The 20,631-nt window shown below is 50.6% G+C and carries 20 protein-coding genes; all 20 read right to left on the reverse strand.

From position 1 onward, the window contains the following. Positions 1-414: 414 nt before the first annotated feature. Positions 415-951: a hypothetical protein gene (locus ACQKPA_RS31910; RefSeq protein WP_427496316.1), complete on the reverse strand. Its 537-nt coding sequence runs from the start codon at positions 949-951 to the stop codon at positions 415-417. A 161-nt stretch (positions 952-1,112) separates the two neighbouring features. Further along, a complete protein-coding gene (lysS, locus tag ACQKPA_RS31915; protein WP_427496317.1) occupies positions 1,113-2,624 on the reverse strand; it encodes a lysine--tRNA ligase in 1,512 nt (503 codons plus the stop codon). A 222-nt stretch (positions 2,625-2,846) separates the two neighbouring features. Further along, entirely contained in the window at positions 2,847-3,323 is a 477-nt protein-coding gene (greA, locus tag ACQKPA_RS31920) for a transcription elongation factor GreA (protein ID WP_009591919.1), read from the reverse strand. A gap of 209 nt (positions 3,324-3,532) precedes the next feature. Next, entirely contained in the window at positions 3,533-4,564 is a 1,032-nt protein-coding gene (gene dusB / locus ACQKPA_RS31925) for a tRNA dihydrouridine synthase DusB (RefSeq protein ID WP_427496318.1), read from the reverse strand. Positions 4,565-4,789: 225 nt separating this feature from the next. Further along, positions 4,790-4,996: a helix-turn-helix domain-containing protein gene (locus ACQKPA_RS31930; protein ID WP_071221056.1), complete on the reverse strand. Its 207-nt coding sequence runs from the start codon at positions 4,994-4,996 to the stop codon at positions 4,790-4,792. Continuing rightward, complete coding sequence (folK, locus tag ACQKPA_RS31935; RefSeq protein WP_194540317.1) at positions 4,948-5,496, reverse strand: 2-amino-4-hydroxy-6-hydroxymethyldihydropteridine diphosphokinase; 549 nt, start codon at positions 5,494-5,496, stop codon at positions 4,948-4,950. Before folK ends, ACQKPA_RS31930 begins: the two co-directional genes overlap by 49 nt. A gap of 7 nt (positions 5,497-5,503) precedes the next feature. Then, a complete protein-coding gene (folB, locus tag ACQKPA_RS31940) occupies positions 5,504-5,866 on the reverse strand; it encodes a dihydroneopterin aldolase (RefSeq protein WP_006207454.1) in 363 nt (120 codons plus the stop codon). A 38-nt stretch (positions 5,867-5,904) separates the two neighbouring features. Continuing rightward, positions 5,905-6,765, reverse strand: a complete 861-nt coding sequence (gene folP, locus ACQKPA_RS31945) for a dihydropteroate synthase (RefSeq protein ID WP_427496319.1) — start codon at positions 6,763-6,765, stop codon at positions 5,905-5,907. Beyond that, on the reverse strand, positions 6,762-7,649 hold the full coding sequence (locus ACQKPA_RS31950) for an aminotransferase class IV (RefSeq protein WP_427496320.1): 888 nt from the start codon (positions 7,647-7,649) through the stop codon (positions 6,762-6,764). The genes folP and ACQKPA_RS31950 overlap by 4 nt, the downstream gene beginning before the upstream one ends. Continuing rightward, on the reverse strand, positions 7,646-8,227 hold the full coding sequence (gene pabA, locus ACQKPA_RS31955; RefSeq protein WP_427496321.1) for an aminodeoxychorismate/anthranilate synthase component II: 582 nt from the start codon (positions 8,225-8,227) through the stop codon (positions 7,646-7,648). The genes ACQKPA_RS31950 and pabA overlap by 4 nt, the downstream gene beginning before the upstream one ends. A 1-nt stretch (position 8,228) precedes the next feature. Then, the gene (locus ACQKPA_RS31960) at positions 8,229-9,893 is read right to left on the reverse strand and encodes an anthranilate synthase component I family protein (protein WP_427496322.1); all 1,665 of its coding nucleotides are present in this window, start codon (positions 9,891-9,893) and stop codon (positions 8,229-8,231) included. A 263-nt stretch (positions 9,894-10,156) separates the two neighbouring features. Next, positions 10,157-11,092 (reverse strand): cysteine synthase A, encoded by a 936-nt coding sequence (gene cysK, locus ACQKPA_RS31965; RefSeq protein ID WP_427496323.1) that lies wholly within the window; start codon positions 11,090-11,092, stop codon positions 10,157-10,159. Positions 11,093-11,517: 425 nt separating this feature from the next. After that, positions 11,518-12,453, reverse strand: a complete 936-nt coding sequence (locus tag ACQKPA_RS31970; RefSeq protein WP_427496350.1) for a peptidyl-prolyl cis-trans isomerase — start codon at positions 12,451-12,453, stop codon at positions 11,518-11,520. 20 nt (positions 12,454-12,473) lie between these two features. Beyond that, positions 12,474-13,358 (reverse strand): Hsp33 family molecular chaperone HslO, encoded by an 885-nt coding sequence (gene hslO, locus ACQKPA_RS31975; protein WP_427496324.1) that lies wholly within the window; start codon positions 13,356-13,358, stop codon positions 12,474-12,476. 57 nt (positions 13,359-13,415) lie between these two features. Further along, complete coding sequence (locus ACQKPA_RS31980; RefSeq protein WP_009591942.1) at positions 13,416-14,180, reverse strand: type III pantothenate kinase; 765 nt, start codon at positions 14,178-14,180, stop codon at positions 13,416-13,418. Continuing rightward, entirely contained in the window at positions 14,177-15,052 is an 876-nt protein-coding gene (gene nadC, locus ACQKPA_RS31985) for a carboxylating nicotinate-nucleotide diphosphorylase (protein ID WP_427496325.1), read from the reverse strand. The genes ACQKPA_RS31980 and nadC overlap by 4 nt, the downstream gene beginning before the upstream one ends. Further along, positions 15,042-16,658, reverse strand: coding sequence for an L-aspartate oxidase (gene nadB, locus ACQKPA_RS31990; protein ID WP_427496326.1), 1,617 nt, complete (start codon positions 16,656-16,658; stop codon positions 15,042-15,044). The genes nadC and nadB overlap by 11 nt, the downstream gene beginning before the upstream one ends. Positions 16,659-16,696: 38 nt before the next feature. Beyond that, positions 16,697-17,635 carry a quinolinate synthase NadA gene (gene nadA, locus ACQKPA_RS31995; RefSeq protein WP_098741232.1) on the reverse strand — a complete coding sequence of 313 codons (939 nt, stop codon included), beginning with the start codon at positions 17,633-17,635 and terminating at the stop codon, positions 16,697-16,699. A 229-nt stretch (positions 17,636-17,864) separates the two neighbouring features. After that, positions 17,865-19,940, reverse strand: a complete 2,076-nt coding sequence (gene ftsH, locus ACQKPA_RS32000) for an ATP-dependent zinc metalloprotease FtsH (RefSeq protein WP_427496327.1) — start codon at positions 19,938-19,940, stop codon at positions 17,865-17,867. A 99-nt stretch (positions 19,941-20,039) separates the two neighbouring features. Further along, on the reverse strand, positions 20,040-20,579 hold the full coding sequence (hpt, locus tag ACQKPA_RS32005) for a hypoxanthine phosphoribosyltransferase (protein WP_071221070.1): 540 nt from the start codon (positions 20,577-20,579) through the stop codon (positions 20,040-20,042). Between the last annotated feature and the right edge of the window lie 52 nt (positions 20,580-20,631).

Here is a 20,631-nt window from a genome sequence, read left to right on the forward strand (position 1 = left end):
GCGTTCGTCCTGAGCCAGGATCAAACTCTCCAATAAAGTGTTTGACTTGCTCATTTCTTAACTGACGAGAATTTGTTCAATTCTCTATTTCAACGCCCCACCGAAGTGGTTCGTTTTACTCACTCGTTGTTCAGTTTTCAAAGATCAACTTCTTTGTTTGTCGCCAACAGTTTATCTCGTTAGCAACTCTTATATCTTATCACATTCGCTCGTTCATTGCAAGCTTTTTTTGAATTTAGTTTTTCAAATTCATTTTGGCTTGTTGACCCAAGCGTTTGTGTCGACCGTATTTCTTGGCCGGAAATATAATATACCATGGCATTCGCTGATATGCAACCCTTTTGAGTAAATTAATATTAAGGTAAAATAATACATTCATTTACTTACTATATACTAGAGATTCCTTATCTCAACTTACCCCGCCTGCTTCTTAGGCCAGAAGGTATAACTGAAGCTATATATGAAGTCAATTCCCAAGATCACCGCCCATTGCAAGGCCATAGCCTTTAACTGCTCTGTTCGCGCTGGCTCCCCAACCACAAGAATCATAATGCCAAGCAGTATAACTCCTATCACCCACGCCAACATATGGCGATACCAACCCTGACGCTCACGCTTCGCGCGAGCCGATCCATATTTCGGGGCAGGCTCCGGTTTCTTACCACCTGCAAATCGGTGAGCAAACCGGGCGTCCGCCCATTGGATCATCCGATGTCCAAAAGCAATCGTCACCCCGATATATACAGCCGCCAGCCCATGCATAAATCCGGCTTCCGCCCCGCCACGCAGATCTATAATGGTTACGGCTATCAATAATAAGTCGATGACCGGCGTACACAGCAGCAGTATTCCGCCCGTTCTTTTCATCCCAAGCAGATATCTTGCGCTTAATCCGGCTAGAACAAATACCCAGAATAAAATCTCACATCCAATTATAAAAGCCCCAATCATTCCGCCAACCCCCCTTTTTTTAATACAATTGTACTAAATAAATTTAATATAGCTTTCTTCTCCAAACAAGAGACAATCGAGAAGTCCACAACAAAAAAGGCAGCCGACTATAGAAATCTATAGTCAACTGCCTCTTCAACCATCGATGAATGGAGCAAATTCTATTCCTTATTACGCATATGCGGGAACAGCAAGACATCACGAATGGACGGGGAATTCGTAAGAAGCATGATCAAACGATCGATCCCGATACCTAGTCCGCCTGTTGGCGGCATACCGTACTCCAGTGCACGCAAGAAATCCTCATCCATCTCGTGCGCTTCGTCATTGCCCTGTTCTTTTTCCTTCATCTGCCCTTCAAAACGCTGACGCTGGTCGATCGGGTCATTGAGCTCCGAGAAGGCGTTCGCGTGCTCACGCGCCACGATAAACAGCTCAAAGCGATCCGTGAACCGCGGATCCACGTCGTTCTTCTTCGCAAGCGGCGAGATCTCAACCGGATGACCGGTTACGAACGTCGGCTGAATCAGCGTCTCTTCAACGAACTGCTCAAAGAACGCGTTCAAGATGTGGCCGAATGTCATATGCGGCTCTACCGGAACTTTATGTTCTTTTGCAAGGCGATGCGCTTCCTCGTTGGACATTTCCACACTGAAGTCTACACCTACAACTTCTTTTACAGCATCCACCATGGATACACGACGCCATTGTGGGGTCAGGTCAACCTCGTGCCCTTGATAGGAAATCACTTGTGTACCCAGCACTTCTTGGGCAATATGTGCAATCATATTCTCGGTCAATGCCATAATATCTTTATAGTCCGCATAAGCTTCATAGAGCTCAATCATCGTGAACTCCGGATTATGACGGGTAGAGATCCCTTCATTCCGGTACACGCGGCCAATCTCGTACACTTTTTCCAGGCCGCCCACGATCAGACGCTTCAGGTGAAGCTCAATCGCGATTCGCATATACAGCTCCATATCCAGCGCATTATGATGCGTAATGAACGGACGTGCCGCCGCACCACCAGCGATCGAATGCAAAGTCGGGGTCTCCACTTCAAGATAGCCTTGTGAATCCAGGTAACGGCGCATCGATTGGATAATACGGGAACGGGCAATGAAGGTCTTCTGCACATCTGGGTTGATAATCAGGTCGACATAACGCTGACGGTAACGGAGTTCCACATCCTTCAAACCATGGAATTTCTCAGGGAGCGGATACAACGACTTCGAAAGAACCTCCAACTCCTTTACCTTAATGGTGGTTTCACCGGTTTTGGTCTTGAACAAGACCCCTTTCACCCCGATGATGTCACCCAGATCAAGGATGCTGAATGCTTCATATTGCGCTTCTGCAATTGAATCCTGGCGAACATAGATCTGAATTCGGCCGCTCAAATCCTGAATATGAGCAAAAGAAGCCTTGCCCATGCCACGCTTAGCCATAATCCGGCCGGCCAGGTTCACTTCCACCTGCTTCTCTTCCAGTTCTTCCTTGGAGAGCTCGTCATACTGCTTCAGAATATCACCTGCGTGATGTTCTCTTTCATATTTTCCGCCAAACGGATCGATGCCCAGCTTCCGAAGCTCGTCCAATTTGTTGCGGCGGATTTGCAAAAGCTCACTTAACTCCTGTTCTTGTTCCTGGTTATTCATTTCTTCCGTCATCGTCATTCATCTCCTTCATTTCACTTCCATCGTATTCCCCAACAGCACAAACGCCGCCACCATTACAACATCCGGACAGCCCTTGAACAACTTGTACACATTCGGCTAGGACTTAACGGTAGGGCAGCCATTTCAAGACATGCCACTAACCCATTAAGCCCTCAACACAGCTTGCCTATTTAAAAAAGCCCCCCGAAGGAAGCTTTCTATACACATTCCGACTTACTTCTTAATGTCTACAATTTTATATTGAATAACGCCCGCAGGAACGTTAACATCTACAACCGAACCTTTTTGCTTGCCAATAATCGCTTTGCCGACAGGACTCTCGTTAGAGATCTTGTTGTTAAGCGGATCCGATTCAGCCGTACCGACAATGGTATATTCCATTGTGTCGCCGAATTCCAAATCCTCTACGATCACCGTGTTGCCCACGCCGACTACATCAGTATTGATATCATCGTTGTTGATGATGCGCGCATTGCGGAGCATTTTCTCCAGCGTTATAATCCGGCCTTCGATAAAGGCTTGCTCGTTCTTGGCGTCTTCATATTCGGAGTTTTCACTAATATCACCATAACCGATGGCAACTTTAATCCGCTCAGCCACTTCACGGCGTTTTACAGACTTCAGATTCTCAAGTTCGTCCTCCAGTTTCTTCAGACCGTCCTGGGTAAGAATGACTTCTTTATCGCTCATTAACCGATTCTCCTGTCATGTAAATAATTTAAACCACGGTATCAACATACTATATGCGAATTCTTGGGGATCAGAACTTCCCTCTGATGCTGCTCAATTTCTTGAATTTATACTGAAAGATTATATGGGAACCATTTCAAAAAGTCAATGCGCGCAAAGGCTGTCACGAATGTCGCATACACGCACCCATTAACAGCCTGCACCCCTAATTATCCCATCGCCGCAACGACTTGAGGATATACACTTTTTGTCGATTCTTCTTGGTCCTCCAGATTGTTCACAAAGTTGTTCAGAAGGTTCACCATTTCGTCCCGCTTCGTTTCTTCCATAATGATATCTTTAATCCGGGCGGAGTCCTTCAGACCTTTCAAATACCAGGAAAGATGCTTGCGCATTTCCCGTACCGCTACCGCTTCGCCGCGCAGAGCAATCAGGCGGTCCATATGCAGAATCGCAATCCGGATTTTCTCCTGCGGGGCTGGATCCGACAGCAGCTGGCCTGTCTTCAGATATTCCACGGTACGATACAGCATCCATGGGTTCCCTAGCGCTCCGCGGCCGATCATGACGCCATCGCAGCCTGTAATATCCAGCATACGGCGAGCATCCTCCGGCGTCACCACATCGCCGTTACCAATAACCGGAATGGAGACGGCTTCTTTCACTTGGCGGATGATGTCCCAATCCGCGTGGCCGGTGTAGAGCTGCTCGCGCGTACGTCCGTGAACGCTGACCGCCTGACCGCCAGCGCGTTCGACAGCTTGTGCATTTTCGACAGCATAGATGTGATCACTATCCCAGCCTGTACGCATCTTCACCGTGACCGGTTTGTTCACGGCATCGACAACCGCCGCCACCATCTCATAGATTTTGTTTGAATCCAGAAGCCAGCGTGCACCCGCATCCATCTTGGTTACCTTCGGTGCAGGGCAGCCCATGTTAATGTCGATGATGTCGGCATTGGTTTGCTGATCGACGACTTTGGCCGCTTCCACCAGGGATGTCCGGTCCCCACCAAAAATCTGCAGGCTCAGCGGTTTCTCCCGCTCGTCAACGAACAACATCTCCTGGGTGCGCTTGTTCCCGTGAACAATGGCCTTGCCGCTGACCATTTCGGCGCAAACCAATCCGGTACCGAATTCCTTAGCAATCAATCGGAACGCCGGGTTGCATACGCCAGCCATCGGCGCCAGAACCACTTGATTCTTCATCTCGATGTTTCCGATTTTCAACTTATCCATTTTATGTGTCACCCCTTTGTGTTCAGATATTTATAGTCGAAAGATCCCGGTTATCGTGCAAGGGATCCCTGAGTTTCAAACCAAACCATCATACTCGTTCATCGCGTTATCGTCCAGTCCGCAAAAATTACATGTTCTTGTGGATCGCATCCAGAAGCATCATCCTATATGAATGGCAGAGTTTGATGAAAAATAAACCTGCACCAGCTTCCCTATTTAGATGACCTAGCTCCGTTCCTTAAGCTCCTGCAATGAAATCTCCAGCACATCCGCAATCTGAGCCAGCATCTGCTCCTCGGCACGGCGGTTCCCCCGCTCAATCGCACCAAGGACGGCTAGTGAAATACCGGTTCGCTCAGCGAGCTCTTGCTGGGTCAAACCCTTCAATTTTCGGAAAGCGCGGATACGCTGCGCCAGCTGCTTGTTTTCCAAAGCTGTATTCCTTCCTTTCCTTCCAGGTTCTCAAGTGCTGTCTTCACCACAGGGTACAGACCCGAAGGTTCGAACTCATATACGATATCGGCCAGCGGTCTAAGCACAAAAGCCCGCTCCTGCATGCGGGGGTGAGGCAGTACAAGGTCCGGCGTATCCAGACGGCGCCCTTCCATCCACAGCAGGTCCAAGTCCACCGTCCGCGGCCCCCAATGAATATGACGGACCCGGCCGAGCTGCTTTTCAATTCGCTGCATTTCGGCAAGCAGCTCGTGAGGACTCAGCGATGTCGACACGGCTGCTGCCATATTGAGGAACATCGGTTGGTCCACGTATCCGACCGGTTCGGTCTCATACAAGTTGGATACGCGCTCTACCGTAATGCCCGGTACTTCATCCAACCGTTCCAAAGCCTCCATCAGGTTACCCTCGCGGTCACCCAAATTGGCCCCTAAAGCAATATAAGCCTCTGAACACTCAGAGGTGGCGTGTGAATTCATGATTGTCTCACTTCCTGGTCCGGTGCAGCTCAATGGTCACACCTTCAAAATGAATGTCAAAAGGCGGGTGCGGCTTCGTCAATCGGACCGTTAAAGCATCGATAATAGTATAAGTGTCCAATACCTTAGATGCAATATGCTCCGCTAAAGCTTCAATCAGGCGGAACGACTCCGTCCGCATAATATCCAGCAAGAGATCATGAATCTCGGCATAATTTACCGTGAGCGTCAGATCGTCCGTCTTGGCGGCTTTGCTCAGATCCATCTCCAGCTCCAGATCCACATAGAATCGTTGTCCCAGCTTCCGCTCTTCCTCAAACACACCATGGTAGCCGTAGTATTCCATGCGGCTCAGTATCATTTTATCCATCTCGTACTCCGCCCTTCCATCCTTTGTCTAAGGAAAAATTATATGCGTCTAAGCTCCGCCGAGGCATAGGTCATGGCATCACACATCTTCGCTGTCCGTTTCATATGCAGCACATCATGCACACGAACGATCTGGCAGCCCTGGGCAATCCCGTAAGCCACCGTGGCGGCCGTTCCTTCCAGCACATCATGTGCGGGAGCGCCAAGCGCGGTCTGGATAAACCTTTTGCGGGAGGTAGCCAGCAGCACCGGAAAACCAAGCTCCACGAGCTGATCGAGGGATGCCATCACTTTCATGTTTTCATCATAGTCCTTGGCAAACCCGATACCCGGATCGAGCAAAATATGACGATCCTGCACGCCTGCAGCCCGCGCAATCTCGACACTTTCCAGCAAATCACGCTTTACGTCCTCGATGAGATTGGTGTAGTTCCGATCGCGGCGATTGTGCATCAAAATTACGGGGCATCCGAGCTCTGCCGCTGTCTTGGGCATATCCGCGTCGTCTTTAAAGCCCCAAATATCATTAATGATATGGGCGCCCGCTCCAATAGCCTGACGCGCAACTTCCGCTTTATATGTGTCAATCGACAATGGAATATGCGGCGCATCCCGGTGAATGGCTTCTATAACCGGGATTACCCGGGCAAGCTCCTCTGCGGCTCCAACCGGCTCGTGGCCCGGACGCGTCGATTCTCCGCCGATATCGATGATGTCGGCTCCCTCTTCCACCAGCTGAAGCGCGTGCTCGACCGCCCGCTCCGTATCGTTGTATCTACCTCCGTCCGAGAACGAATCCGGGGTCACATTCAATATACCCATAATGAGCGTGGATTGACCGAGCTTTAACACAGCATCCTTGCTCAGACGATATTCACGTTCGTAAATCGTAGTTTTCATGCCTTTTGCCCTGCTTTCCTTCTATATGCGCTCAGTAACGTACGGGTTATCGGACCGGCCAATCCTTGTCCAATGACTAGAGTCTCGTCCTCAGCTCCAATCAATGTCGTGACCGGAACAATTTCCTGCACAGAGCCTGTCGTAAATATTTCATCCGCTCCGGTAAAGAACTCCCAGCTGTAACGGCCTTCTTCGGCTTCAATACCAAGATCGGCAGCCAATTCCAGCACCACGGCTCGGGTAATCCCCGGCAAAATGCCCGTTCCAACGCCAGGCGTATATAATCGACCCGCCTTGACAAAAAAGACATTGCTGACAATGCCCTCTGCCACTTCCCCGGCCGCCGTTAGCATCAGCCCCTCTATTGAACCATCCGAGTGGCCGGAGTATCCGGCCAATTCCCGCTTTGCGAGTATATTGTTCATATAATGCAGAGATTTCAGCCGAACCGATGATTCCGGTGTGTTACGCGGAAGGGACAGCCGCCGCAGGGCTCTGCCTTTCTCGTAGAGCATTTCGTTTGCAGCCGGCAGCTCTTTGGCGAATAATATCTCGGAAGGCTTCAAATAATCGCCAGCAGGCAAACCGAGCAATCCCTCTCCTGCCGTTACAGTATATCGGATATAAGCATCCTGGAGATCATTGGCCTCCTTCAGTTCCGATATCCAGCGGCTGATCCTCTCCGCATCCGCCTTGTGGGCGATCCCGAGCTCCCGGCAGCTGTCCATCAGCCGGTTCAAATGTCGCTCAAGCAAAAAGGGCTTCCCTTGATACGTGCGGAAGGTCTCGAATAGACCCATTCCGTACAAAAGCCCATGATCCATCACAGGTATGACCGCGTCGGCAGCTTCAACGATGCCGCCGTTCATGCCTATATATTTCATGCCTTGGCGCCAGCCGTGCGCTTCAGGAAATTGCGTAGCATCTGATGGCCATGATCCGTAATGATGGATTCCGGGTGGAACTGCACCCCTTCTACGGGGTATTGTTTATGCCGAAGCCCCATGATTTCGCCCTCTTCGGTCCAGGCGGTAATCTCCAGCTGATCCGGCAAGGTTTCCTTCTCAACGATCAGCGAGTGATAGCGCGTTGCGGTGAACGGAACCGGCAAGCCTTCGAAGACCGAGCCGCCCGTATGATGGATCGCGGATGTTTTCCCATGCATGAGGCGCTCCGCACGAATCACGTTGCCGCCAAAGGCTTGCCCGATCGCCTGATGGCCGAGGCAGACGCCGAATATCGGAATGGCACCCTTGAAATGCGAAATCACATCCAGACTGATGCCGGCTTCATTCGGCGTGCACGGTCCCGGCGATATCAGGATATGGTCCGGGGCCAACGCTTCGATGCCGGCGATGTCGATCTCATCATTCCGGTAAACCTTCACTTCCTCGCCGAGCTCACCCAAATATTGAACCAGGTTATACGTAAACGAATCATAATTGTCGATGACAAGTATCATGTTATTTCCCCCCTATATTCGCAGCCACCGCTGCCGCTTCTTCTTCACTGCACATCAGTGCCGCTATCAAAGCTTTTGCCTTGTTATGGCACTCCCTGTATTCCCGGTACGGATCGGAATCAATGACAATCCCCGCGCCTGTCTGAATATAGCCAATGCCATCCTTCACTGCGAGGGTCCGAATAATTATGTTAAGCTCCATATCACCATTATAATCGATCCAGCCCATGGAGCCGGTATAAGGCCCCCGTGTCACGGGCTCCAGCTCTTCGATGATCTCCATGGTCCGGATTTTGGGCGCGCCTGTAATGGTGCCGCCGGGGAACGCTGCCGCAATGACATCATACGCATGGTTCCCTTCTGCAATCCGCCCTTCCACTTGCGACACCAGATGCATCACGTGAGAGTACCTCTCAACGGTCATCAGCTCCGGAACATGCACGGTCCCGTATGCGGCAATGCGGCCAATGTCATTACGCTCCAAATCAACCAGCATGATATGCTCCGCCCGTTCTTTCTCGCTGCCAAGCAGCTCCGCTTCCATTGCCGCGTCCTCTTCCGGATTGCTTCCACGGCGACGGGTTCCCGCGATCGGCCGTGCAGACACGACATCGCCATCCAGCTTCACCAGCAATTCCGGCGAGCCACTGGCTAAGCTGAAGCCCGGTGAAGTTATATAACCCATATATGGCGACGGATTCAGGATACGCAGCCACTCATAAATATCGTCAGGGTCCGCATGCAGCTGCAAGTGCCGGCGAAGTGACAAATTGACCTGAAATACGTCACCCTGCCGAATATATTCTTGAATCGAGAGCACCGCCTGCTCGAACGCTTCCTGCGTAAAATCAATCTCCAGCCGCTCCCAGATTTCAACATTCGGCCCTGACAGCTCCTGCGCTTTCTTCCATCGTTCCTGGCGCACCCGCTCATCTTCGGAACTCGAGTCGTTCCCTGAGTCTATTCCGAACATTTGATTCCATTGGGACAGCATCGATTCAGCCCTTACGACAGTCCGATCATATAACTCCTGCAATAGCTTCTCTTGGTCGCTTGAAAGCATCGAACCATTGGATTCATCACCAGAAGCACCGGGCGCTTTCTTTTCTTTCGAAGCTTCCCCGGCCCCGAATCCCCAAGGCAGAGGGACATGCACCGAGCAGTAGATGCTGTCATCTGTATGATCATAAATCCAGATCTCTTCCATGCGCATCCACATATAATCCAGGAACCCCGGCTCATCCTTGGCCATCGTGGGCAATTTCTCAATCGATCGAATTACATCATAACTCAGGAATCCGGCACAGCCTCCGCGGAAGTCCGGCCACCCAGGTACACGGGGAGACCGCCATTCTTTCATCCACTGCTCTAACAGATGCAGCGGCTCTCCCGTCACCAGTGTACGTAAATCGCCGGACAGCTCGATGATCTCGCCATGGCTTCCCTTCCCCTGCAGAATGGATACCGGCCGCAATCCAAGATACGTATGGCGTCCGCCCTTACCGCTCTCCAGCACAAAGGCATATGGCGATGCCGCGTTCCATGCATGTCTCCATGACAGGGGTAAACCTCTTGTTGCTCCTTTATATTGAACCAGATAGGGAACGACGGACCAGCCCTCTTCAGCCCATGTCTGCCACTGGGCCAGTTCCACTCTTCTCTCCATGCCGATCCTCCCTTAGTCATCAAAAGCCTTACTGTTGCCTGTCAGTATACTGTATCCCGCTTCTCTTGAAAACCCTAAATAGAAGCTCGTCCAACAATAATTTTTGGAGCGGTCATCAAACGGATTCTAATAAAGCGTTATCTTAGGGAGTAGTATACGCAAAAAGCCCTCAATGCTATAAAAACACATTGAGAGCTCCTTCCTTGCCACCTGTTACCTCAATCAGATGAGGTAAGTAGATAGGTGCGTATTACGAATTCATCTTACTCGAAGTTGTAAAGCGGCGTGCTCAGGTAACGTTCTCCGTTACTTGGGATCACGGCTACTACCCGCTTGCCTTTACCAAGCTCTTTGGCAATCTTCAATGCAGCATATACAGCCGCACCGGAGGAAATACCGCCAAGAACGCCTTCTTCCTTCGCCACGCGGCGGGAAGTTTCAAAAGCATCGTCATTCTCAACATGAACGATTTCATCGTAGACTTCTTGATTTAAAATTTCAGGAATGAAGTTTGCTCCGATGCCCTGGATTTTGTGAGGGCCTGGTTTGCCTCCGGCAAGGATTGGCGATGCAGCAGGCTCAACCGCGATAACCTTGATGTTAGGGAATTGCTCTTTCAACACTTCGCCCGCACCTGTAATCGTTCCGCCTGTTCCGATACCAGCAACGAATGCATCCAGTGAACCACCGATGGATTCGATCGCTTCAACGATTTCCGGACCTGTCGTTTCACGGTGGATCTTCACGTTGGCTTGGTTCTTGAATTGCTCGGCCATAAAGAATCCGGCATTTTCCTGCAGAATTTCTTCTGCCTTCTTAACCGCGCCGTTCATTCCTTCCGATCCCGGTGTCAGTACCAGTTCCGCGCCATAGGCACGCAGCAGGTTGCGGCGCTCCAAGCTCATGGTTTCAGGCATAACGATAACCGCTTTATAGCCTTTGGCAGCTGCCACCATAGCTAAACCAATACCGGTATTACCGCTGGTTGCTTCAATAATGGTATCGCCCGGCTTCAAACGTCCGTCCTTCTCCGCTTCTTCCACAATGCTGATCGCAATCCGGTCTTTAACGCTTGCGCCCGGGTTCTGGTATTCCAGCTTCAGATAGATCTCTGCGCTATCCTCCGGTACGATCCGGTTCAAACGGACGAGTGGAGTTCCACCGATTAATTCTGTCACATTATTTACGACTTTTGCCATGAATGAAGCCCTCCTCTAAATATGAATCTGGATAAACTAGTTAGTCCATAATGGTGTTATACATTCAATGTTCAATCATTAAATTTGTAGTGTCTGGATGTTGAAAGAAAAGCAGAGCCAGCTTATAGACTCAAACTCTTGATTATTGAGGTCTCTGATATCCGAGTAAAAAGGTAGGTTTTTATACCTTCATCTTAACAACGTTACGAGTCATTGTCAATATCCAACACCTCGAAAATCAACATTTCTAGGTGGATTTTCCTGCGCCTCCCGAACGAGAAAACGCGAACTTCGTCTCCTACTCAAGCATGCTGAAAAGCCATTATCCTCCAGCGAACGTAACCTTTTGCATCCTTTAACGCAAAAAAAGCTCCTGCAGCCACATCTTACTCCGCCACAGCGAGCTTTCCCTGTTCTTCCTCTTTTTACAACGTGACCGTTCCAGCACTAATCCGTGCCTCGTATTTCTCACGAAGCTGACGTTCCAGTTCGGTTAAGGACACCGCCTGCTCCAGAGCCAGCTGCTTGCGAACTGCCTCGCGGACACTTTCCTCACTAGGGGCCTGAGGCTCGATAATGTCCTTCACATAAACAATGGCATAGGTGTCTGTAAGCGAGATCGGCCCCGCAATATCCCCGGGCTCAAGCGTTGAAGCTGCATCCAGCAGTGCCGGCGGCAAGAAGGGATCATCCTCCTCGACCAGGCCGATCTGCCCGCCGTCTTCGCGAGTATACTCATCGAGAGATACCTGGGCTGCGAGATCCGCAAAAGCTTCTCCATTCTCCAGCCGATCCATGACTTGTTCCGCCTCATCTTCCGAAGCGACTTCGATCATGGATAAATTCAGCTGCTTCTTGGGGCGAAATTGGTCAGGATACTGTTCCAGATACGAATCGATCTGCTGCTCTTCGATGTGTACGTCAGAAGTCGCAATTTTCTCAAGCAGCAGCCGATACGTCGTCTCTGTCTTTAATTCACTCTCCGTAATGCCTAGCTGATTTTCCATTTCCGATAAGAAACGTTCCTTAGAACCGTAGCTGCGGCTCATGACTTCGATTTCTGCTTCGACTTCCGCCGCCGTAACATCAATATCCTTTGCTTTGGCCTCCAGAGCCACGGCGTGCCGATTCAGCATGGTCATCAGCATTTCGCGGCCATAACGCTTTTTTAGCTCGTCAACCCACTCGTCTTCGGTAATCGCCCTGTCCTGGATGGATGCAACTGGTTGGGAGCCCTCTTTCCACGGTGGTGCAGCCTCTTGCGAAAAATTCCCGGAAAACAGCATCCAGCCGCCCATACCCAATACGCATGCTGTCAAGACAATGACGGTCGCCCACAATCCCTTCTCTTGTCTCGTCATCACGGTCGCTCATCCCAACGTTAAGATTTGGCCCGCTCTAGCACGGATTTCAGCTGTTCTTTATCAAACGTATATTTTTCATTGCAAAAATGACAGGAAACTTCGGCTTTGCCATCCTCTTCGATCATCTGCTCAAGCTCTTCCTGACCCAAGCTGATCAAAGCGCGCTCTACCCGCTCATGCGAGCAGTCACAGTTGAAGTACACTTCCATTTCTTCCAAAATGGTCACATCCGGAACTACTCGTTTCAAGATGTCTTCTAGTTCCAGTCCTTCTTCCAGCATCTCGGTGATCGGAGGAATCTTGCTTAGCGCAAGCTCAAGTTCCGTAATCTCATCCTCAGTAACGCCGGGGAGAAGCTGGATGATGAAGCCGCCGGCATTCGCCACCGAATAATCCGGGGAAACCAGCACACCCAGACTTACCGCCGAGTTGGTCTGTTCGGATACGGCAAAATAGTATGTGAAGTCTTCAGCGAGCTCGCCCGAAATAATCGGTACGCTGCCACGGTATGGCTCCTTCAGCCCGAAATCCTTGATCACATCAATATGGCCGGTGGTTCCTACAGCAGCGGCTACGTCCATCTTGCCCGGACGGATATTCGTCAGCTCCACATGCGGATTTTTGACATATCCGCGTACCTCGCCGTTGGCATTACTCTCCGCCGCAATCAAACCGATCGGTCCGTCGCCGCGCACTTGAATGCTAAGACGCTCGTCTCCTTTCAGCATAGCTCCCATCATCGCTGCTGCTGACACGGTGCGGCCCAAAGCGGCTGTGACGACAGGAAACGTATCATGTCTTTGGCGAAGCTCTTCGACCAAATCGGTTGTCCGAACGGCAAATGTCCGTACTTTCCCGTTTAATGCAGTTCCCCGCAGCAAACGGTCTTTTTGATTACCCATCTTGAGGCCTCCTTGTCTTTCTAGTTGTTTGTAATATCTAACGGTTTTATATCGGCTCTAGTTACGCTCATAAATAATACGCAAGCCTTCCAATGTCAGAAGGGGCGAAATCTCTTCAATGGACTCCGTTTCGCCGGCAATCAGCTCCGCCATTCCCCCCGTAGCGATAACCTTAACATTGTCCGTACCCATCTCGGCTTTTATACGCTTGACCAGGCCGTCCACCTGTCCCGCATAACCAAAAACGATACCGGCCTGCATGGCATGTACGGTGTTGCGCCCGATCACCTTTTTCGGCTTTTCGAGCTCTACGCGAGGAAGCTTGGAAGCACGCTGTACAAGAGCCTCCGTGGCAATGCCAATACCAGGCACAATCACTCCGCCAAGATAATTGCCTGCCTCATCAATGCAATCAAACGTCGTCGCCGTACCGAAATCCACCACAATCAGCGGCCCCCCGTACTGCTCGACGGCTGCTACTGCATTCACGATCCGATCAGCGCCAACCTCGCGCGGATTCTCATACCGCAGATTAAGACCCGTTTTGATCCCCGGTCCTACGATCAGGGGCGCCTTGCCAATATATTTATTGCACATCTCCTCGACTACACGCACAAGAGGAGGAACTACGGAAGAAACAATAACGCCTTCTATTTGGCTTACCAATATATTGGACATTTGAAACAAATTGTGAATCAATACACCGTATTCATCCACGGTGGACTGACGCGATGTACTGATTCGGAAATCATGCAGCAGCTTCTTTCCCTGATACACACCCAGTACAATATTGGTATTCCCTACATCCACAACCAGTATCAACCCTCTGTCCCTCCTTTCTTCGCATTCAGATCCAAACTGATATCGAGACTATGGAAAGAATAAGTCAGCCGTCCAACGGATATGACGTCGACCCCGGTTTCGGCAATCCCGCGTACGGTCTCCAGCGTCACGTTACCCGATGCTTCGACGCGAACATGAGGGGCCTTGACCTTGATTCTTCGAACAGACTCCGCCATCATGTCATGACTCATGTTATCCAGCATAATAATATCTGCGCCTGCAGCCAGTGCTTCCTCCACCTGCGCCAAGCTCTCAGTTTCAACTTCGATCGTCATGGTATGTGGAATATGGGCTCTTGCGCGGCTGACCGCTTGCGCGATTCCGCCTGCACCCTTAATATGATTATCCTTAATCATGACGGCATCGTACAGACCGAAACGATGGTTCGCGCCGCCGCCAACCCGAACGGCATATTTCTCGAGCATTCGGTGGCCTGGTGTCGTTTTGCGGGTATCCACCAATCTTGTCGGCAATCCCTCTAGAACATCAACGAAAGAACGTGTTCTTGTTGCAATACCTGACAGACGCTGAAGCAAATTCAAAGCGAGACGCTCGCCTGTCAAAATACGGTGAGTGCTTCCTTCCACTTCGGCGAGAACCGTTCCTTTTTCAACCTCGTCCCCATCTCGAACCAATGCCGTAAACGTCAGCGACGGATCAACCGTTTCGAATACCAGCTCTGCTACCGGCATGCCTGCCACGATTCCTGCCTCCTTGGCATGAATAACACCCTTGGATTCATGACCCGGCTCAATGGTGGTGAGGGTCGTAATGTCCCCCGACCCGATATCCTCCTGCAGCCAAGTCCGTATACTCTGGAGAAGGCCATCGTTGTATCCGTTAAACATCATCGCTTAATTCCTCCGTCATTTCTTGATCCCGTGTATGGACAATGTGTTTCTGCCATACGCTGTCATTCCGCTCCGGGAAATCCTCACGATAGTGGGCTCCCCGGCTTTCTTCACGACCCAGTGCACCCTGAACCACGAGTAGGGATGCTGTGAGCATGTTGGCAAACTCGTATTCCTCACGCTTGGAGAGCACGGATTGGAACAATGGCAGCTGACGGCCGAGCTCTTCCGCTGCTCTTAATAGAGTGTCCCGATTTCTCCGAAGTCCTGCATAACGTACCATCACCTTCTGCAGCTTCAAGCGTTTTTCCACCATCGCTTGGGACGGAGCGTCCTTGCGACCGAGGTGGAATGATACATGAAGCGGATCTCCTGAAGGTTCCGGCAGGCTCTTAATGCGCTCGACAATACGGCTACCGTACACAATCGCCTCCGACAGCGAATTGCTGGCCAGACGGTTCGCACCGTGGACACCGGTAGACGATACCTCCCCGCAAGCAAATAAACGTTTCACGCTGCTCTCGCCGTACAGATTGGTTTTGATGCCCCCCATCATATAATGCGCAGCCGGGGAGACCGGAATCCAATCTGACGATAAATCGAGTCCGTACTGCATGCAGGTTTCATAAATCGTTGGGAATCGATGTCTGACCATTTCCGGCGACTCATGGGTAATATCCAAATAAACAAAGGTAGACCCCGTTGCTTCCATCTCACTGACAATCGCCCGTGCTACAATATCCCGCGGTGCCAGCTCCAGTAAATCATGGTATTTGGGCATGAACCGTTCACCTCGTATATTCCGAAGAACAGCGCCTTCACCTCGAACCGCCTCTGATATTAGGAATCGGGGCGCCCCCGGATAGCTAAGCGCCGTCGGGTGGAATTGTATAAACTCCATATCCCGAATTTCTGCGCCTGCCCGATAAGCCATGGCAACGCCATCGGCTGTGGCAACCTCCGGATTGGTCGTATACCGGTACAATTGACCGGCGCCGCCGGAACACATAACCGTCGCCCGTCCACGAACGAATACCCGTTTTCCATCAGGCATTTGTACCAAAGCGCCATGACATTCTCCCTGCTCGGTAATCAGGTCAATGACAAAATGATCGTCCCACACCTCTATATTGTGAAGCATTTCAACCTGAATGGAAAGGGCACGCACAATTTCATATCCGGTAGCATCTCCGTTGGCATGAAGGATCCGGCGGTGACTGTGCGCGCCTTCTTGGGTCAGCGCGAGCTCTCCATTCTCCACATCAAACATCGTACCGAGCCGAATCAACTCTTGAACGCCAACCGGGCCCTCGTTTACAAGGACATCCACCGCGGCAGACGAACATAGGCCAGCCCCTGCCAAGAGGGTATCCTGCCGATGATAGGCCGGAGAATCATCCTCAGCTGTTACGGCTGCAATTCCTCCCTGCGCATAACGCGTGTTGCTTTCGAGCAGCGATTTCTTCGTAATCAGCAGCACATTCTGAGTCGAACTTGCCATGATCGCCGTATATAAACCCGCAATGCCTGAACCGATCACGATGACGTCCGTCTCAACTACCGGAAGATCGTTCAGCTCAAAATCAATTAAATACTGCGGTATCACGATGCCTCACCTGTCTTTTCACGAAAGAGTAGCGCATGCTACTTAACTTGTAACATGCGCTCTAATGAAGTTCTGGCTTTCTCTGCAACGACCGGCGGCACATAAATTTGCGGCTTCATCGTTTCCAACGCTTTAACCAGCTTTTTGAGGTTATTCACTTTCATATTCGGACACACCAGGAATTTCGTAGCGAAGTGGAACGATTTATCCGGGCTATCCAGTCGAAGCTGATAACCGGTCCCGTCCTCCGTGCCCACGATAAACTCCTTGGCCGATGAATTTTTGCAATACTCCAGAATGGCGGTGGTACTCCCTACAAAATCCCCCATCGCAACAACCTCCGGACGGCATTCCGGATGCACCACAAATTCAGCATGAGGATATTTGGCCTTCATCTCGACGACATCCTTCACCGTCAGCATATCATGCGTGTTGCAGTACCCTTCCCAGATAATGAGCTTCTTGTCGGTATGCTGCTGAACATAATGCCCCAGGTTTTTGTCAGGCACCCATATAATTTCATCCGAATCCACCGACTGAATCACTTTCACGGCATTGGATGAAGTACAGCAGATATCCGTCTCAGCTTTGATCTCGGCCGATGAATTGATGTACGTGACCACTTTGGCATTCGGATGCTGCGCTTTCAGCTTCCGCAGTCCGTCAACGTTGACCATGTCCGCCATAGGACAGCCGGCCCGCTCATCCGGTATAAGAACCGTCTTGCCCGGTGCCAGAATTTTAGCGCTTTCGCCCATAAAATGCACACCGCAAAATACGATAACCTCGGCATCCGTTTGTGCTGCCTTCTGCGCGAGCAGGAAGGAATCCCCCCGGAAATCAGCGACCTCTTGTATTTCATCCCGTTGATAATAATGTGCCAAAATGATTGCGTTACGTTCCTTCTTCAATTGCATTAACCGCTCACGCAGTTCACGGTTCTGTTCTGCCTTACGCTCCAGTGCCAAAGCTTCCATGATCGACCCTCTCCCTTTGTATAGTCCGGCGGTTCGCCGCTGATGACCATGTGACTTTCAGGATGGTTTCCACCTTTGTGAAAGGATGCGCATCCTTATTTAACAACTAATGTACACGTTCATTCTGCCCCCTGTCAATGTGATAGAAAGCACAAAAAGAACCGGAAAACGAATTATCGTTCTCCGGTTCTTCAATTTTATTCGGTATTCGAGCTTTTATCAGCGAATATTACGTTAAGCTGCTGTTACCGTTGTCCGATCCGCCTGGAGGATCCTTGCGCTCGGAATCTTTGCGCTCTGGCCCTGGATCATTCGAATCCATCGGGTTGTTCGGAATTTCTTCCGTGGAAGTCGGCTGCTCGCCGTCTTCTTTCCCTTGGATGCGAACTTTCACGTCGCCAATGTTGTCGATGATCGGTTCACCATTCTCGGAAGAACCTTCTCCTTCACCGTCGCCACTGCCGTTGCCTTCAGCTGATCCGGTCTCAATGAGATTCTTGATTTGCTCAAGCTCCAGCGTTTCCATCTCGAGGAGCGTGTTCGCAATCAGGTGAACCTCTTTAGCATGCTTATTCAGGATCTCTTTACATTTCTCATAGCAATCATTAATGAATCGCTGCATTTCCTGATCGATCTCATAAGCGATTGCATCACTATAGTTCTGCTCGTGTCCGATGTCACGACCCAGGAACACTTGTCCTTGGGATGTGCCGAACTGCATCGGGCCGAGCTTCTCACTCATACCGTATTCCACAATCATGCTGCGGATAATGCCTGTCGCTTGCTGGAAGTCACTGTAGGCTCCGGTCCCGATTTCACCGATGAACAGCTCCTCGGCGACGCGGCCACCAAGCAAACCGGTTACGCGATCGAGCAATTCCTGCTTCGTCACGAGCATCCGATCTTCCTTCGGCATCATAATGACATATCCACCGGCACGACCACGAGGAATAATCGTTACCTTATGCACCGTATCCGCATGTTCGAGGAAGTAACCCACAATGGTGTGACCTGCTTCATGGTAAGCCACGATGCGTTTCTCGCGGTCACTGATCACGCGGCTGCGTTTCTCCGTACCAACGATAACGCGGTCAATCGCCTCATCCACTTCTCGCATGGAAATATCTTTACGGTTGCGGCGAGCCGCAAGCAAGGCAGCCTCATTCAGGAGATTCTCCAGATCGGCGCCTGTAAAACCGGTTGTACGTTTGGCGATGATGTCGAGTTTAACATCCTTCGTCAATGGTTTGTTGCGTGCATGAACCTTCAGTACAGCTTCACGGCCCTTTACATCCGGGCGATCTACGGTAATCTGACGGTCAAAACGTCCCGGACGAAGAAGCGCCGGGTCCAAAATATCCGGGCGGTTGGTCGCAGCCACGATGATAATGCCTTCGTTCGCTCCAAAACCGTCCATTTCAACCAGCAACTGGTTGAGTGTCTGTTCACGCTCGTCATGGCCGCCGCCAAGACCGGCGCCACGCTGACGACCTACAGCATCAATTTCATCGATGAAAATGATACATGGTGCATTCTTCTTCGCGTTCTCGAACAAGTCACGTACACGAGAAGCACCGACACCGACAAACATCTCAACGAAGTCGGAACCGGAAATACTGAAGAACGGCACTCCTGCTTCACCAGCAACGGCACGAGCCAGGAGTGTCTTACCGGTTCCCGGAGGACCGACAAGCAGAACGCCCTTCGGAATGCGAGCGCCAACCGTGTTAAACTTGCGCGGATCCTTCAAGAAGTCAACAACCTCAACAAGCTCCTGCTTCTCTTCATCTGCTCCGGCTACATCTTCAAATGTAATCCGTTTCTTCTCTTCATTATATAAGCGGGCTTTGCTCTTACCAAAGTTCATCACTTTGCCGCCGCCGCCCTGGGCCTGATTAAACAGGAAGAAGAACAGAACAAACATAATGATGAGCGGAATAAAGGATGAAAGCAATGTCAGCCAAATGCTTTGGCCTTCCATTGGCACCACGGACAGTTTGACATTGTTGCTCTCACTGGCTGCAGTCAGCTCTTGCATCGCTGCATCCGTGGCAGGAATATAGGTGGAGAAATTCTCCGATTTTTTCTCTTCGGAAATCTCCCTATACTTACCGGTCACCAGATAAGCGTAACCGTCAAATTGTACCGTCATTTCCTCTATGTTGTTAGCTTTGACTTCCTGCCGCAGTTGATTATAACTAGGGGCATCGGCTTGCTCGCCGCCATTAGTGACGAATTGTACTATGCCCACCACGACTAAAAATAGAATCAAATAAAAACCAGAATTCCGGATGAACCGACTCATCCCCTACCTCCTCTCAAGACACATAAGATATTTTACCACAGCCTGTCTGGCCATCTCAACAAAGGGCCCTGAACTGTGATAGCAGCCCATTGGCGCGGTTTAACTGCTGTAGATTTCCGGCTTCAAAATCCCGATGTAGGGGAGGTTCCGGTAATGCTCGGCATAATCAAGTCCGTATCCGACAACAAAAGCATCCGGCAGCACGAATCCGGTATAATCGGCCTGCAAATCCACCGTACGGCGTGCCGGCTTGTCAAACAAGGTGACAACGCACACCGAGTTTGCCTTGCGGCTCTTCAGAAGCTCAATCAAATGACTCAGCGTAAGACCGCTGTCGATAATATCCTCCACAATCAGCACATCCCTTCCTTCAACGGATGCGTCCAGATCTTTAATGATCTTCACCACGCCGGAGGATTTGGTTGATGCCCCATAGCTGGATACAGCCATGAAATCCAACTCAAGAGGTACTGTTATGGATTTAACCAAGTCAGCCATAAAAATAAACGCACCTTTAAGAACGCAAATAACGAGTGGATTGCGTCCCACATATTCGGCGCTGAGTTTGGAACCAAGTTCCTTAATCTTTGCGTGAATCTCTTCTTCACTGATGAGTATTTCCTGAATGTCATTCTGCAACTTAAGTGGACCTCCTACGTTTATACTATGAAAGCGTGAAACGGGCCATTCT

This window comes from Paenibacillus sp. NPDC093718 (assembly GCF_050279985.1).
In the GTDB taxonomy this organism is placed as follows: Bacteria; Bacillota; Bacilli; order Paenibacillales; family Paenibacillaceae; genus Paenibacillus_AQ.

Bases quoted from the DNA above. Each gene is read 5' to 3' on its own strand.
- ACQKPA_RS31910 (WP_427496316.1), bottom strand. From the start codon at position 951: ATGATTGGGGCTTTTATAATTGGATGTGAGATTTTATTCTGGGTATTT.
- lysS (WP_427496317.1), bottom strand. From the start codon at position 2,624: ATGACGGAAGAAATGAATAACCAGGAACAAGAACAGGAGTTAAGTGAG.
- greA (WP_009591919.1), bottom strand. From the start codon at position 3,323: ATGAGCGATAAAGAAGTCATTCTTACCCAGGACGGTCTGAAGAAACTG.
- dusB (WP_427496318.1), bottom strand. From the start codon at position 4,564: ATGGATAAGTTGAAAATCGGAAACATCGAGATGAAGAATCAAGTGGTT.
- folK (WP_194540317.1), bottom strand. From the start codon at position 5,496: ATGAATTCACACGCCACCTCTGAGTGTTCAGAGGCTTATATTGCTTTA.
- folB (WP_006207454.1), bottom strand. From the start codon at position 5,866: ATGGATAAAATGATACTGAGCCGCATGGAATACTACGGCTACCATGGT.
- folP (WP_427496319.1), bottom strand. From the start codon at position 6,765: ATGAAAACTACGATTTACGAACGTGAATATCGTCTGAGCAAGGATGCT.
- ACQKPA_RS31950 (WP_427496320.1), bottom strand. From the start codon at position 7,649: ATGAAATATATAGGCATGAACGGCGGCATCGTTGAAGCTGCCGACGCG.
- pabA (WP_427496321.1), bottom strand. From the start codon at position 8,227: ATGATACTTGTCATCGACAATTATGATTCGTTTACGTATAACCTGGTT.
- ACQKPA_RS31960 (WP_427496322.1), bottom strand. From the start codon at position 9,893: ATGGAGAGAAGAGTGGAACTGGCCCAGTGGCAGACATGGGCTGAAGAG.
- cysK (WP_427496323.1), bottom strand. From the start codon at position 11,092: ATGGCAAAAGTCGTAAATAATGTGACAGAATTAATCGGTGGAACTCCA.
- ACQKPA_RS31970 (WP_427496350.1), bottom strand. From the start codon at position 12,453: ATGACGAGACAAGAGAAGGGATTGTGGGCGACCGTCATTGTCTTGACA.
- hslO (WP_427496324.1), bottom strand. From the start codon at position 13,358: ATGGGTAATCAAAAAGACCGTTTGCTGCGGGGAACTGCATTAAACGGG.
- nadC (WP_427496325.1), bottom strand. From the start codon at position 15,052: ATGATGTTTAACGGATACAACGATGGCCTTCTCCAGAGTATACGGACT.
- nadA (WP_098741232.1), bottom strand. From the start codon at position 17,635: ATGGAAGCTTTGGCACTGGAGCGTAAGGCAGAACAGAACCGTGAACTG.
- ftsH (WP_427496327.1), bottom strand. From the start codon at position 19,940: ATGAGTCGGTTCATCCGGAATTCTGGTTTTTATTTGATTCTATTTTTA.